The following is a 13,867-nucleotide window of genomic DNA, read 5'->3' as shown; positions in this document are numbered from 1 at the left end:
TCAACTAACGCTCCTGCTGGTGAGTGGGGCTCGGGAAGCTGCCGGTCTGGCCGTTGCTCGCCTGACGACCCTGCGAGATACCCCGACGGAGATTGGTCAGCCGGCCACGTACGTCGTCGGGCGCACGCGAGACCTGCGGACCGGTGTGGTGCTGTTGCTGCTGCTGAGCCGTGCCCGCGACGAGGTTCGCCCCGGGCGCCCGGCGCGGCAGGCCTGAGGTGGTGACACCGCCCGCGGCGGGCTCCCGTACGCGCTCCGCCTGCCGGCTGAGGTCGTCGTTCGGCGAGCTGCGCCAGGCGGCCGGGGTGGGACGCTGCCGGGCCGGAGCAGGGGAGGCGGGGGCGCCGGCCTGCGGCGCCGGAGCCTGGCCCCCGTCCTGCTGCTGGGTGCCGTGGAACCAGTTGGTCTCCAGCGTGTCGTACAGCGGCGTACGGCCGTCACCGGTGCCCGCGGCCGGCAGCGCCTCGGGCTGCCGACGGGCCTGGTGCTGCTGGGGCACCTGACGTTGCGGCGGGGCCTGGTGCTGCTGCGGGGCCTGCGGGGGCTGCGGCGCACCGAAGTCGGCGCCCCGGCCGCCTGCCCGCGGACGCTCGAACTGGCCCGTGTGCTGGGTGTTGTGCGGCATGTTGCCCGCGTGGCCCGGCGCACCGTACTGGCCGGAGGTGTTGTCGTACGCCTGCGGACGCTCGAACTGGCCCGTGCCGGAGCCCGACTGCTGTCCGGTCGGCCCTCCGAAGATGTCCGAGCGGACGAACTGGCCCGTCTCCTGCTGCCCGTTGACGCCGGGGCCGGCGAACTGGCCCGAGTTCTGCGCGCCGTTGAAGTCCTGGCGGGGGAACTCACTTGTGGCGCCCGGACCCTGCTGGGCGTCGAACCGCCCCATGGGCCCGGTGTGCGCCGTGTCCTGCTCGTCGTGGCCGCGCGGGGAGTCCAGCGCGGCGTTGTCGTTGCCCCAGCCCGGCGTGCCCGACGGCCCGCTGCCGCCCGGCAGTTCGGCCCGCGGGCCACCGCGCGGCGGCAGCTGCGGCTGACGGCCCCGGTCGGCGGTGTTGTCACCGCGCTGCGGGGGTACGGCACCCCGGCCGCCCCCGAAGAGGTCCTGCTGCGGTGCGCCCGAACCGGCGGCCTGCAGGCCCTGCGGGGCACCCGGGGCACCCGGGGCCTGACCGCCGAAACCGCCGCCGAAGAGGTCCTGCTGCGGGCGGCCCTGCTGAGGCGCCGCCGGACCCTGCGCTCCGCGCGCTCCGCCGGGCCCGCCCGGACGGCCGCCCTGGCCCGTGCCGGGCAGCTCGGCCCGCGGGCCCTGACCGGCGCCGACCTGGCCGCGCGGGGCGGCGGCACCGAGACGTCCACCTCCGGCGGGTGCGCCGGCCCCGAGGGGACCGCCGCCCTGACCGCCGCCACGGCGGGCAGCGGCCGCGCCCGCGGCGGCCGCAGCGGCGGCCGGACCGCCTGCGCCGCCGGCGCCGCCCTTGCCCGGAGCGGGCTTCTTGCCGCCCTGGGCGACGTCGACGGGCAGCATGACCAGCGCGGTCGTACCACCGGAGTCGGACGGGCGCAGCTGGATGCGGATGCCGTGGCGCTGCGACAGACGGCCGACCACGAACAGACCCATGCGGCGGGAGACGGAGACGTCCACCGTGGGCGGCGAGGCGAGCCGCTCGTTGATCGCGGCGAGGTCCTCGGGGGACAGGCCGATACCGGTGTCGTGGATCTCGATCAGCACGCGGCCGTCGGGCAGCGCGTGACCGGTGACCTTGACCTTGGTCTGCGGCGAGGAGAAGGAGGTCGCGTTCTCGAGCAGCTCGGCGAGCAGGTGCACGAGGTCGTTGACGACGCGGCCGGCGACCTCGGTGGTCGGGACCGCGGCGAGCTCGATGCGCTCGTACTGCTCCACCTCGGACGCGGCGGCGCGGAGCACGTCGACCAGCGGGACCGGGCGGGTCCAGCGGCGGCCGGGCTCCTCACCGGCGAGGACGAGGAGGTTCTCACCGTTACGGCGCATGCGCGTCGCGAGGTGGTCGAGCTTGAACAGCGAGGACAGCTGGTCCGGGTCGGCCTCGCGGGACTCCAGTTCGGAGATGAGCGACAGCTGACGCTGGATGAGGCCCTGGGAGCGGCGCGAGAGGTTGGTGAACATCGCGTTGACGTTGCCCCGCAGCAGGGCCTGCTCGGCGGCGAGGCGGACGGCCTCGCGGTGCACGTCGTCGAAGGCCGTGGCCACCTGGCCGATCTCGTCCTTGGAGTGCACACCGACCGACTCCACGGACGTGTCGACGTCCTGCGGGTCGGACTCGGACAGCTGCTTGACCAGCTCGGGCAGGCGGTCCTGGGCGACCTTGGTCGCGGTGTCCTGGAGCCGGCGCAGCGAGCGGATCATGGAGCGGGCCACGACGAAGGCGCCGACCAGCGAGACGCCGAGCACCAGCAGGATCAGCACACCGGAGATGATGGCTTCCTGCTCGGAGGACGACTTCAGCTCGCGGGCCTTCTGCTCCATGTCCTCGAGCAGCTGCTGCTCGATGTTCTTCATCTGCTGGATCTTGGTGGAGCTGTCGTCCACCCAGTCCCGGTAGGAGCGCTTGGGCAGCCCGGAGAGGCCCTCCTCCTGGCCGAGGGCGCGCTTGGCATAGGTGTTCGCGGCCTCGATGGTGGGGTTGCCCTCGTCGATGGGCTTGAGGAGTTCCTCGGCGCCCTCGTCGGAGTAGATCTGCCGGAAGATCCTGATCTCCGAGCCTTCGCTCTGCAGCGCCGACTCGGCGTACAGCCGGTCGTTCTCGGAGAGCTTGCCGCCCGTCGTGTTGTTGGCGGGCAGGGCCGCGGCCAGGACGGCACGCTGCACGGACGCGTACTCCTTGGCGGTGGAGAAGGCCGCCAGGGCGCGGGTGCGCTGGATCATCTCCGGGTTGCTGGACGCCTCCGCCATGTCCTGCGAGAGGTCGACCAGCTGGGTGATCAGCCGGTGGTACGCCTCGACCGTCTGCGTCGAGTTGTCCTTCGACTGGTAGGCGGCCCGGCGGATCTTGGCGAGGCTCTCCAGCTGGCCGGTCAGGCCGACGAGGCTGTCACGGACGCCCTGGAGCTGACCGTCCTTGCTCGCCGCGTCGATCTCCTCCGAGGTGTCCTCGAAGCTCTTGCGGGCGCGGTCCGTGCGCTGCTGGTAGCCCTTGACCGTGTAGTTGGAGGCGCTCTGCCCGTGCGCGAGGGGACCGGCGGACTGGTCGCGCTCCTCCTGGAGCGCGGCGGCCAGCTGGGTCGCCTGCTTGGTCATGTCCGTCAGCAGCTTCATGTTGTCGAGCTGCTGGATGTCGTCCATGGAGTCGTTGATGCGCAGCGCACCCAGCGACGTGGCCGCGACCACGGGGAGCGCGAGCAGCGACACCAGGCGCGTGGAGATGCGCCAGTTGCGCAGCGCCACGCGCGAGCCGGGGCCGCTCGGGCCCTTCGGGGGCTGCACCGCCGGAGCGGGGCTCGGCGCGGACGGCGCGCCGGAGCGACCGGAGCGCCGACTGCCGTCGACGGACTGGGTCGTGCCCTGGGTCGGGGCGTGCTGGGGCGAGGAACCGCGGTCGGTCCCGCCACGCGTCTCCGGCTCCGCCGGAGCGCTGCCATCCCTCTTGAAACGTCCCTGCACTAGCGTCGCAACCTCTGGACCAGGCGCCCCTCCGCGTGAACGGAAGGACACGGTGTCGGCGTTGTGGAGAGCGCCCTGAATACGCCCACCGGGTGATCGTCGGCAACCGGCGCCGGCTCCCCCCATCTCGCCGCCACTCGGCGCTGTTGCGCGCCCCCGTGCGCCGGCTCGATCCTGCGGCGGTCCGTGGAATTCCAGCACAGTGCCGGATCTCCAACAAGGCCCGTGTGTCAGGCCGCGACAACCGTGACGGTTCGTGATTGTGGCATTACGACGCGTGGAAATCGATCTCGTACATTACGGACTTATTCCTGCGAGTCGCCAGCGCGCGGCGGCTGTCCCAGTCGCCATGATCAGGAGCGGAATGCAGCCTTCGGAGAGGCAATGTCCGTTTCGCCGAAGGGGATCTCCGGTCGGAATTGACCGAAATGCGCGCGGATTCGTGAGCAAACTCACACGCTGATCCCGGGCAATTCACGGCTTCGGCGGGGAATTGCATGTTTAGCCTGACGCTTTACAAGAGGGCGCTCACTGCCAACTCCACCTGAGGACAGGGTCCGTAACACCGTGAAGACGATGATGTTCCGCAACATAGCCAACCCGCGTCGCACGACTCTGGCGCACCTCGACGACGCCGGGGAACTGCAGATCCCCCAGCTGCCGGAGCACTCCGTCGACCTCCCCGCCCAGACCGCCAACCCGCGGCGCACCGTCCTCATGGAGATCCCGGTCGCGGCCTTCGTCGCGGAGTAGTACGCCCGGAAGCCCCGCGGAGTTCAACGCGGCCGAGCGGATGTCAAGGGCGCCCTCTCCGGAGCGGCGCCCTTCGTCGTATGCCGTAATGCGCGAGGTCGCGGCGCCCCTGCCGCGTTAGCCTGGAGCGTCAGACTCCAGCCGGCTCGGTCTTCAGTGAAGGGGCGCAAGGATCCCGTGCGCATCGCCAGGTTCTCCATCGACGGGAACGTCGCCTTCGGCGCGGTCGAGGGTGACAAGCAGGACGAACTCGTCCTCGACATCATCAAGGGCATCCCGTTCGCGGAATACGAGCTCTCCGGCACGAAGGTGCCGCTGAGCAAGGTCAGGCTGCTCCCGCCGGTGCTGCCCAACAAGGTCGTGGCCTTCGGCCGCAACTACGCGGAGCACGCGAAGGAGCTGGGCAACGAGGCGCCCGAGGCGCCGTTCGCCTTCTTCAAGCCGTCGACCTCGGTCATCGGCTCCGGCGACGAGATCCAGTACCCGCCGTTCACCCAGCAGCTGGACTACGAGGGCGAGCTCGCCGTCGTGATCGGCCGCATGTGCCGCGAGGTCCCGCGGGAGCGCGTCCAGGACGTCGTCCTCGGCTACACCTGCGCCAACGACATCACCGCGCGCGACGTCCAGAAGCGCGAGAAGCAGTGGGCCCGGGCCAAGGGCTTCGACACGTCCTGCCCGCTCGGCCCCTGGGTGGAGACGGACATCGACCTCGCCGCCGCGAACGACCTGACCATCCAGACCACCGTCAACGGTGAGCAGCGGCAGCTCGGCAGCACCAGCCAGATGATCCATCCCATCGCGGACCTGATCGTCAACATCTCCGAGGCCATGACGCTGCTCCCCGGCGACGTCATCCTCACCGGCACCCCGGCAGGTGTCGGCCCCCTGAGTGTCGGCGACGAGGTCGCCGTCACCATCGAAGGCATCGGCACTCTCACCAACAAGGTTGTAAAGCGTGGCTAGCGCATCCGGCACACCCGTACGCGTCCGTTTCTGCCCCTCGCCCACCGGTAACCCCCACGTGGGCCTGGTCCGCACCGCCCTGTTCAACTGGGCGTTCGCGCGCCACCACCAGGGCACCCTGGTGTTCCGCATCGAGGACACCGACGTGGCCCGCGACTCCGAGGAGTCGTACAACCAGCTGCTCGACGCGATGCGCTGGCTGGGCTTCGACTGGGACGAGGGCCCCGAGGTCGGCGGCCCGCACGCGCCGTACCGCCAGTCGCAGCGCATGGACATCTACAAGGACGTCGCCCAGAAGCTGCTCGACGCCGGCCACGCCTACTACTGCTACTGCTCCCAGGAGGAGCTGGACACCCGCCGCGAGGCCGCCCGCGCCGCCGGCAAGCCGTCCGGCTACGACGGCCACTGCCGTGACCTGAGCGCCGAGCAGGTCGAGGAGTACAAGGCCCAGGGCCGTACCCCGATCGTCCGCTTCCGCATGCCCGACGAGACGATCACCTTCACGGACCTGGTCCGCGGCGAGCTGACGTTCACCCCGGAGAACGTGCCGGACTACGGCATCGTGCGCGCCAACGGCGCCCCGCTGTACACGCTGGTGAACCCGGTCGACGACGCGCTCATGGACATCACCCATGTCCTGCGCGGCGAGGACCTGCTCTCCTCCACCCCGCGCCAGGTCGCCCTGTACAAGGCGCTGATGGAGCTGGGCATCGCGAACCGGACCCCGGAGTTCGGCCACCTGCCGTACGTGATGGGCGAGGGCAACAAGAAGCTGTCGAAGCGTGACCCGGAGTCGTCGCTGAACCTCTACCGCGAGCGCGGCTTCCTGCCCGAGGGCCTGCTCAACTACCTCTCCCTGCTGGGCTGGTCGCTCTCGGCGGACCAGGACATCTTCTCGATCGCCGAGATGGTCGCGGCCTTCGAGATCTCCGACGTGAACCCCAACCCGGCGCGCTTCGACCTGAAGAAGTGCGAGGCGATCAACGCCGACCACATCCGGCTGCTGGACGTCAAGGACTTCACGGAGCGCTGCCGCCCGTGGCTGCAGGCCCCCGTCGCCCCCTGGGCGCCCGAGGACTTCGACGAGACGAAGTGGGAGGCGATCGCGCCGCACGCGCAGACCCGCCTCAAGGTCCTGTCGGAGATCACGGACAACGTCGACTTCCTGTTCCTGCCCGAGCCGGTCTTCGACGAGGCGAGCTGGGCGAAGGCCATGAAGGAGGGCTCCGACGCCCTGCTCCGTACGGCCCGGGAGAAGCTGGAGGCCGCCGACTGGACCTCCGCCGAGTCCCTGAAGGAGGCCGTCCTGGCCGCCGGCGAGGCCCACGGCCTCAAGCTGGGCAAGGCCCAGGCCCCGGTCCGCGTGGCCGTCACCGGCCGCACGGTCGGCCTGCCGCTCTTCGAGTCCCTGGAGGTCCTGGGCAAGGAGAAGACGCTGGCCCGGATCGACGCGGCGCTGGCGAAGCTGGCCGCGTAAGCCGAGCAGCGGTGAGGGGCGGCACCCGGTGACTCCGGGTGCCGCCCCTCACGCATGCGGGCGCCTTCGGGAACGGCGTGCCGCCGAACCCCGGACGCGCACCACTCGATCGGGTTACCGTCGCCCCATGAGCATCCGCGCCGTGGTCTGGGACGTCGACGACACGCTGTTCGACTACACGTCCGCGGACCGGGCCGGGATGCGGGCGCACCTGTCGGCCGAGGGGCTGGTCGACGGGCCCGGCTCCGTGGAGCGGGCCATGGAGCGGTGGCGGGAGGTCACCGACCGGCAGTGGGCCCGCTTCGGGGCGGGCAAGGCCACCTTCGAGGAGCAGCGGCGGGACCGGGTGCGGGAGTTCCTGGACGCGCCGCTGAGCGACGCCGACGCCGATGACTGGCTCCGGCGCTACATCGTCCACTACGAGGCCGCCTGGGCCCTGTTCCCGGACGTCCTGCCCGCCCTGGACACCCTCGCCGCCAGCCACCGGCACGCGGTGCTGTCCAACTCGAGCCTCAAGGTCCAGGAGTACAAGCTCCGCACCCTCGGCGTCCGCGACCGCTTCGAGGCCGTGCTGTGCGCCGCCGAGCTCGGTGTGTCCAAGCCGGAGGCCGGCGCCTTCCTGGCGGCCTGCGCGGCGCTCGACCTGCCTCCGCACGAGGTGGCGTACGTCGGTGACCATCCGGAGATCGACGGGCGGGGCGCCGCCGAGGCCGGGCTGCTGTCCGTGTGGATCGCCCGGGACGGGGCGTATGCCGGTCGTGACGGGGCGTACGAGGGCGGCGCCGCGACCGTCGGGCGGTACCGGATCTCCAGCCTCGCCGAACTCCCCGCGCTCGTCCGCGCGGATACCCGTTTTGGAGCCCCGTCCACCTTCGGGTAATGTTCTTTCTGCGCCGCCGGGGAGCGGGCCGAAAGGCCGGGTCCGGAGGCGCAGCTAGAACAAAATCCCCGCAGGGGCTTGCGTTCCAGTGGCCTATGGTGTAATTGGCAGCACGACTGATTCTGGTTCAGTTAGTCTTGGTTCGAGTCCAGGTAGGCCAGCTCGCAGAGCTCATCTGCACTCGCGGATCACATCCGCAAGCCCCCGTTGTGTAGCGGCCTAGCACGCTGCCCTCTCAAGGCAGTAGCGCCGGTTCGAATCCGGTCGGGGGTACTGATCTCGATCAACTCGGGATCGCTAGGGCCCCCGTTGTGTAGCGGCCTAGCACGCCGCCCTCTCAAGGCGGTAGCGCCGGTTCGAATCCGGTCGGGGGTACTGCTGGTCTAAACCACATTGGTCTATGGTGTAATTGGCAGCACGGCTGATTCTGGTTCAGTTAGTCTTGGTTCGAGTCCAGGTAGACCAGCTCGGATCAGCGGAAACGCTTGATCCTCGCCCCCGTTGTGTAGCGGCCTAGCACGCCGCCCTCTCAAGGCGGTAGCGCCGGTTCGAATCCGGTCGGGGGTACGCAGTTCGAAGGCCCTCCACTTCGGTGGAGGGCCTTCGGCGTTCCCGCGCCCGGCACCGCCTCGTGCGCCAACCAGGCGTGGAGCACGAGCAGTTCGGAGTCCCGGCCGCGCATCGCTCGCCGTCGGTGGCAGCAGTCGAGAAGGGCCTGACGGGGGAGTCGGGGAGGGTCTGCCGCGGCGTTGAGGCCGGCCCTCCCCGGTGACGTGTCCGAAGGTGCCCGGGTCAGCCCGAGCGGCGCAGCGCCTCGGAGAGGCGGGCGGCGGCGTCGATGACCGCCTGGGCGTGCATACGGCCCGGGTGACGCGTCAGGCGCTCGATGGGGCCGGAGACGGAGACCGCGGCCACCACGCGGTTCGACGGGCCGCGCACCGGCGCGGAGACGGACGCGACGCCCGGCTCGCGCTCGCCGATGGACTGGGCCCAGCCCCGGCGCCGTACGCCCGACAGGGCCGTCGCCGTGAAGCGGGCGCCCTGCAGACCGCGGTGCAGGCGCTCCGGCTCCTCCCAGGCCATGAGGATCTGCGCCGAGGAGCCCGCCTTCATGGTGAGCGTGGAGCCGACCGGGACCGTGTCTCGCAGGCCGGACAGCCGTTCCGCCGCGGCCACGCAGATCCGCATGTCACCCTGGCGCCGGTAGAGCTGCGCGCTCTCGCCGGTCACGTCCCTGAGGTGGGTGAGCACCGGGCCCGCCGTGGCCAGCAGCCGGTCCTCGCCCGCCGCCGCGGCCAGCTCGGACAGGCGTGGTCCGAGGATGAACCGTCCCTGCATGTCGCGTGCCACCATGCGGTGGTGTTCCAGGGCCACGGCCAGCCGGTGGGCCGTGGGTCGTGCCAGTCCGGTGGCCCCGACCAGACCCGCGAGGGTGGCCGGACCGGACTCCAGAGCGCTCAGGACGAGGGCTGCCTTGTCCAGAACGCCGACGCCGCTACTGTTGTCCATGAAACGATATTCACGTCTCACTCTGTGAAACGCAAGTTCATTATTTCGTGGAACGCGCCACTCTGGACAACACGGCGGCCCGCAACGCGCGGGACCGGTGACAGATGCCCGCGAACAGCGCGAGTGAGCCGCAGGGCGCGCCGGTGTCGAGGGCCCGAACGCGCCCAGGCCCGAAGGGCCGGGCGCGATCGGCCTCCCGGCACCGACCCGGAGCGCCCCGGAGGCGAACGAGCCGAAAAAGGGGAAGAAGCGATGGGTAGGACACTGGCGGAGAAGGTCTGGGACGACCATGTCGTCCGGCGCGCCGAAGGCGAGCCCGACCTCCTCTTCATCGATCTGCACCTGCTGCACGAGGTGACCAGCCCGCAGGCCTTCGACGGCCTCAGGAAGAACGGCCGACCGGTCCGCCGTCTCGACCTCACCATCGCCACCGAGGATCACAACACCCCGACCCTCGACATCGACAAGCCCATCGCGGACCCGGTCTCGCGGGCCCAGCTGGAGACGCTGCGCAAGAACTGCGCCGAGTTCGGCGTACGGCTGCACTCGCTCGGCGACGTCGAGCAGGGCGTCGTGCACGTGGTCGGCCCGCAGCTGGGCCTGACCCAGCCCGGTACGACGGTCGTCTGCGGTGACTCGCACACCTCCACGCACGGCGCCTTCGGTGCGCTGGCGTTCGGCATCGGCACCTCGCAGGTGGAGCACGTGCTGGCCACCCAGACGCTGCCGCTGGCCCGCCCGAAGACCATGGCCATCACGGTCGAGGGCGAACTGCCCGAGGGCGTCACGGCCAAGGACCTGATCCTGGCGATCATCGCGCGGATCGGTACGGGCGGCGGCCAGGGCTACATCCTGGAATACCGCGGCTCCGCCATCGAGAAGCTCTCGATGGAGGCCCGCATGACCATCTGCAACATGTCGATCGAGGCCGGTGCCCGCGCCGGCATGATCGCCCCCGACGAGACCACGTTCGCCTACCTCGAGGGCCGCCCGCACGCCCCCGAGGGAGCGGACTGGGACGCCGCGGTGGAGTACTGGAAGACCCTGCGCACCGATGACGACGCGGTCTTCGACGCCGAGGTCGTCATCGACGCGGACGCGCTCGCGCCGTTCGTCACCTGGGGCACCAACCCCGGCCAGGGCGCGCCGCTTTCGGCCGCGGTCCCCGATCCGGCTTCGTACGAAGACGCTTCGGAGCGGCTGGCCGCCGAAAAGGCCCTGGAATACATGGGGTTGAGCGCCGGACAGCCGCTGCGCGACATCACCGTGGACACCGTCTTCGTAGGCTCCTGCACCAACGGCCGCATCGAGGACCTGCGCTCCGCCGCCGAGATCCTCAAGAACCGCAAAGTCGCCGACGGCGTACGGATGCTGGTCGTCCCGGGCTCCGCGCGCGTGGGGCTGCAGGCCGTCGCCGAGGGCCTGGACGTCGTCTTCAAGGAGGCCGGCGCCGAATGGCGGCACGCGGGCTGCTCGATGTGCCTCGGCATGAACCCCGACCAGCTGGCCCCGGGTGAGCGCTCCGCGTCCACCTCCAACCGCAACTTCGAGGGCCGGCAGGGCAAGGGCGGCCGTACGCACCTGGTGTCGCCGCAGGTCGCGGCCGCCACCGCGGTCCTCGGCCACCTCGCGTCCCCCGCCGACCTGTCCGCCGACGCCCCTACGCCCGCTGGAGTCTGAGAGCCATGGAAGCCTTCACCACGCACACCGGCCGTGCCGTGCCGCTGCGCCGCTCCAACGTCGACACCGACCAGATCATCCCTGCTCACTGGCTCAAGAAGGTCACGCGGGACGGTTTCGAGGACGGGCTGTTCGAGGCCTGGCGCAAGGACCCGGAGTTCGTGCTCAACCTCCCGGAGCGGCAGGGCGCGACCGTCCTGGTCGCCGGGCCCGACTTCGGCACCGGCTCCTCGCGCGAGCACGCCGTCTGGGCCCTGCAGAACTACGGCTTCAAGACGGTGATCTCCTCCCGTTTCGCCGACATCTTCCGCGGTAACTCGCTGAAGAACGGCCTGCTCACGGTGGTGCTGGAGCAGAAGACCGTGGACGCGCTGTGGGAGCTCACGGAGAAGGACCCGCAGGCGGCGATCACGGTCGACCTCGAAGCCCGTGAGGTGCGCGCCGAGGGCGTCACCGCCTCCTTCGAGCTGGACGAGAACTCCCGCTGGCGGCTGCTGAACGGGCTGGACGACATCTCCATCACCCTGCAGAACGAGGCCGACATCGCCTCCTACGAGGCCAAGCGCCCCGCGTACAAGCCGCGGACGGTCAAGGTCTGAACCAAGGGCGCCCCAGCGTCGACTTTCGGCCACCGCAACACCCCGTCTGTACCCCCGATCGCCACGATCGGGGGTACAGCCATGTTCGGCCCCGTACCCCTCCGGGGTGGTGCGTCGAGGTCCGCAACTTCCCACGTTGAAAGGCTGATTGGCCGGGTAGACGGGTTCCGGACGCATCGCTTCCGGGCGGCCGCGCAACGCCGTTGGAGACGGCAGTTGCCCCCTGCGCAGGCGACAACTCGCCCCAGATGGCACAATCTGTGCATGGAACACGACGGCCAACTCGAGCTCTATACGGCGGTCGCGGACCAGCTGAAGGAAGCGCACGCAAGAGTGCGCGCACTGCAAGTCCCGGAGGGCGTACGGATGGCGCTGACCCGGAAGCTGCTGGTCATTACGGCCGTGGCCAAGCACGATCTCGCCGATGCGGCAAGGCGTCTCGATCGGTTCATCGCTGACCTCGACGAGGGTCGATTCCCGCAAGAGGAACGCTGAACAAGTCCGAGAGAGCCGAGTCCGTTGCGGCACAAGGGTGATTAGCCCGTTTCGTGTTTGATTTGCGGTATATATCTGCCTAACGTGCGAAAAAGCTTGAACACTTTCGTTCTGGCAATGTCTCCGAAGGGGAAGACGTGAACAAGGCGCAGCTCGTAGAAGCGATTGCCGACAAGATGGGGGGCCGCCAGCAGGCCGCCGATGCCGTGGACGCGGTCCTGGACGCCGTCGTTCGCGCGGTTGTCGCGGGCGACCGGGTCTCGGTCACCGGCTTCGGGTCCTTCGAGAAGGTGGACCGCCCCGCTCGCTACGCCCGTAACCCCCAGACGGGAGAGCGGGTTCGGGTCAAGAAGACGTCCGTGCCGCGCTTCCGCGCCGGTCAGGGCTTCAAGGACCTGGTGAGCGGCTCGAAGAAGCTGCCGCGCGGCGGCGAGGTCGCCGTCAAGAAGGCGCCCAAGGGCAGCCTGACCGGTGGCGCTGCCGTGACCGTCAAGAAGGCGGCCGCGAAGAAGGCCACCGCCAAGAAGGCCGCGGCGAAGAAGGCGGCGGCCAAGAAGACCACGGCCAAGAAGGCCGCCGCGAAGAAGGCGACGGCCAAGAAGACGACCGCCAAGAAGACCACGGCGGCCGCGAAGAAGACCACCGCCAAGAAGGCCACCGCGAAGAAGACGGCGGCCAAGAAGGCTCCGGCGAAGAAGGTCACCGCGAAGAAGGCCCCGGCCAAGAAGTCGACGGCCCGCAAGACCACCGCCAAGAAGGCCACCGCCCGCAAGGCGTAGGAGGCACACGGGGCACTCACGCGCCGGGCCGGACTCCCGAGGGAGTCCGGCCCGCGGCGTTTTCGGGGGGCGTCCGCAGGCGCTCAGAGCGTCTGCAGCGTGACCAGCGTGATCCGCAGGCCCTCTCCCGAGCCCTCCGTCTCGATCCGCACCCGCTGTCCCGGCCGCAGCAGCCGCAGTCCGCCCGCGTCGAACGCCGGGGCGTCGAAGGGCACCGGGGTGCCGTCGTCCAGGAGCACCTGTCCGCTGCGGGTTTCGGGGTCGTACGTGTATGCGGTCGCCTGCATGTCGGCAGCCTACTGCCTGTCCCGTGGCCTGCCCTATCGGTCAGGGACCGTTGCTCAGGGACCACTGCTGCGGGGTCACTGTCCGGGGATCAGCAGCCGTGCGGCCGCGGCCGCCGTGCGCGGCCCCACGCCCAGCGCCAGCGCCGCCCGCAGATCGGCTCCGGTGTCCACGTCCTGTCGTACCGAATCCACCGCGTCCAGTCGGAGTTCCGCGGCCCCCGACGCGCGATGGCGGGCCCGGGAATCGGTGCCGAAAGCCGGTCGCAATTCCCGGCCCGAGGCCGCCGCCAGCAATGTCGTTCCTATTTCTGCCGCATCGGCGAGAAATGCGCGCGGGAATTCCGCCGCGGTGTCCAGTACGCGTGACAATTCCAGGGGGCGCAGTGCCGGCAGATCGGCGTTCAGGGCCGCCACCGGGGATGCGGGACGCGATGTCCGTGCGACCGTCGCCGCGTGCGCCAGGGCGGCGTTCAGGCCGCCTCGTGGCTCGTCCGCGACGATCGCGGCGCCCAGCGCGGCCAGTTCACGGCCGGCGAGGGCGTCGTTCGTGACGACCGCCACATCCCGGACCGCCGGGCAGGCCAGCGCCGCCGCCACCGTGTCCTGCGCGAACGCGAGGGCCAGTCCCGGGCGCAGCCCGTCGTCGGCGGTGTCGGAGAGCCTGCTCTTCGCCCGCGCCAGGGGCTTCACAGGGATGACCAAGGTCCACTGCACCGCCGTACCGTCCCTCCCTTGTCGCGCTCATTGTCACCCAGCGCATCGGGCGGCCCTGGCCGGGGGAGTGGTGCCGAGCTCCCTGGAACGGCCGTGG

At 70.5% G+C, this 13,867-nt stretch carries 12 protein-coding genes and 5 tRNA genes; 13 read left to right on the top strand and 4 right to left on the bottom strand.

Features of this window, described 5'->3' with window-relative positions:
• Positions 1-4 precede the first annotated feature (4 nt).
• Positions 5-3,634 (bottom strand): nitrate- and nitrite sensing domain-containing protein, encoded by a 3,630-nt coding sequence (locus tag ABZ910_RS08310; protein ID WP_361360845.1) that lies wholly within the window; start codon positions 3,632-3,634, stop codon positions 5-7.
• A 576-nt stretch (positions 3,635-4,210) separates the two neighbouring features.
• On the opposite strand from ABZ910_RS08310, the gene ABZ910_RS08305 reads away from it, so the two are divergent.
• The 9 genes from ABZ910_RS08305 to ABZ910_RS08265 all read left to right on the top strand — a co-directional run bounded on the left by ABZ910_RS08305 (position 4,211) and on the right by ABZ910_RS08265 (position 8,274).
• On the top strand, positions 4,211-4,387 hold the full coding sequence (locus tag ABZ910_RS08305) for a hypothetical protein (protein ID WP_361360843.1): 177 nt from the start codon (positions 4,211-4,213) through the stop codon (positions 4,385-4,387).
• Positions 4,388-4,564: 177 nt separating this feature from the next.
• Complete coding sequence (locus ABZ910_RS08300; RefSeq protein WP_361360841.1) at positions 4,565-5,350, top strand: fumarylacetoacetate hydrolase family protein; 786 nt, start codon at positions 4,565-4,567, stop codon at positions 5,348-5,350.
• Positions 5,343-6,827, top strand: a complete 1,485-nt coding sequence (gltX, locus tag ABZ910_RS08295; protein ID WP_361360839.1) for a glutamate--tRNA ligase — start codon at positions 5,343-5,345, stop codon at positions 6,825-6,827. Before ABZ910_RS08300 ends, gltX begins: the two co-directional genes overlap by 8 nt.
• A 127-nt stretch (positions 6,828-6,954) precedes the next feature.
• Positions 6,955-7,707, top strand: a complete 753-nt coding sequence (locus tag ABZ910_RS08290) for an HAD family hydrolase (RefSeq protein ID WP_361360837.1) — start codon at positions 6,955-6,957, stop codon at positions 7,705-7,707.
• An 89-nt stretch (positions 7,708-7,796) separates the two neighbouring features.
• A tRNA-Gln gene (locus tag ABZ910_RS08285) sits at positions 7,797-7,868 on the top strand.
• A gap of 39 nt (positions 7,869-7,907) precedes the next feature.
• Positions 7,908-7,980 (top strand) — tRNA-Glu (locus ABZ910_RS08280).
• A gap of 29 nt (positions 7,981-8,009) precedes the next feature.
• Positions 8,010-8,082 (top strand) — tRNA-Glu (locus tag ABZ910_RS08275).
• A 19-nt stretch (positions 8,083-8,101) separates the two neighbouring features.
• Positions 8,102-8,173, top strand: a tRNA-Gln gene (locus tag ABZ910_RS08270).
• A gap of 28 nt (positions 8,174-8,201) precedes the next feature.
• A tRNA-Glu gene (locus ABZ910_RS08265) sits at positions 8,202-8,274 on the top strand.
• Between the two features lie 225 nt (positions 8,275-8,499).
• Here ABZ910_RS08265 and ndgR read toward each other — a convergent pair.
• On the bottom strand, positions 8,500-9,216 hold the full coding sequence (gene ndgR, locus ABZ910_RS08260; protein WP_053762813.1) for an IclR family transcriptional regulator NdgR: 717 nt from the start codon (positions 9,214-9,216) through the stop codon (positions 8,500-8,502).
• 252 nt (positions 9,217-9,468) lie between these two features.
• Here ndgR and leuC point away from each other — a divergent pair, with 252 nt between their 5' ends.
• The 4 genes from leuC (at position 9,469) to ABZ910_RS08240 (ending at position 12,769) form a co-directional block, all read left to right on the top strand.
• Complete coding sequence (gene leuC, locus ABZ910_RS08255; RefSeq protein WP_361360835.1) at positions 9,469-10,896, top strand: 3-isopropylmalate dehydratase large subunit; 1,428 nt, start codon at positions 9,469-9,471, stop codon at positions 10,894-10,896.
• Positions 10,897-10,901: 5 nt separating this feature from the next.
• Entirely contained in the window at positions 10,902-11,495 is a 594-nt protein-coding gene (gene leuD, locus ABZ910_RS08250; RefSeq protein ID WP_361360833.1) for a 3-isopropylmalate dehydratase small subunit, read from the top strand.
• Between the two features lie 264 nt (positions 11,496-11,759).
• A complete protein-coding gene (locus tag ABZ910_RS08245; RefSeq protein ID WP_361360831.1) occupies positions 11,760-11,990 on the top strand; it encodes a hypothetical protein in 231 nt (76 codons plus the stop codon).
• Positions 11,991-12,127: 137 nt separating this feature from the next.
• On the top strand, positions 12,128-12,769 hold the full coding sequence (locus ABZ910_RS08240) for an HU family DNA-binding protein (RefSeq protein ID WP_361360829.1): 642 nt from the start codon (positions 12,128-12,130) through the stop codon (positions 12,767-12,769).
• 83 nt (positions 12,770-12,852) lie between these two features.
• Here the strand turns inward: ABZ910_RS08240 and ABZ910_RS08235 are convergent, their stop codons facing one another.
• Complete coding sequence (locus ABZ910_RS08235) at positions 12,853-13,056, bottom strand: hypothetical protein (protein ID WP_361360827.1); 204 nt, start codon at positions 13,054-13,056, stop codon at positions 12,853-12,855.
• Between the two features lie 75 nt (positions 13,057-13,131).
• Positions 13,132-13,770 carry a 2-phospho-L-lactate guanylyltransferase gene (gene cofC, locus ABZ910_RS08230; RefSeq protein WP_361360826.1) on the bottom strand — a complete coding sequence of 213 codons (639 nt, stop codon included), beginning with the start codon at positions 13,768-13,770 and terminating at the stop codon, positions 13,132-13,134.
• Between the last annotated feature and the right edge of the window lie 97 nt (positions 13,771-13,867).

It is taken from the genome of Streptomyces sp. NPDC046805 (assembly GCF_040645355.1).
Classification (GTDB): Bacteria; Actinomycetota; Actinomycetes; order Streptomycetales; family Streptomycetaceae; genus Streptomyces.
Note: the sequence above shows the minus strand (reverse complement) of the source record. Positions and strands in the feature narration are given on the sequence as shown.

Coding starts and splice junctions, on each gene's coding strand:
- ABZ910_RS08235 (WP_361360827.1), bottom strand. CDS start 13,056: ATGCAGGCGACCGCATACACGTACGACCCCGAAACCCGCAGCGGACAG.
- ndgR (WP_053762813.1), bottom strand. CDS start 9,216: ATGGACAACAGTAGCGGCGTCGGCGTTCTGGACAAGGCAGCCCTCGTC.
- ABZ910_RS08305 (WP_361360843.1), top strand. CDS start 4,211: ATGATGTTCCGCAACATAGCCAACCCGCGTCGCACGACTCTGGCGCAC.
- ABZ910_RS08290 (WP_361360837.1), top strand. CDS start 6,955: ATGAGCATCCGCGCCGTGGTCTGGGACGTCGACGACACGCTGTTCGAC.
- leuD (WP_361360833.1), top strand. CDS start 10,902: ATGGAAGCCTTCACCACGCACACCGGCCGTGCCGTGCCGCTGCGCCGC.
- leuC (WP_361360835.1), top strand. CDS start 9,469: ATGGGTAGGACACTGGCGGAGAAGGTCTGGGACGACCATGTCGTCCGG.
- ABZ910_RS08245 (WP_361360831.1), top strand. CDS start 11,760: ATGGAACACGACGGCCAACTCGAGCTCTATACGGCGGTCGCGGACCAG.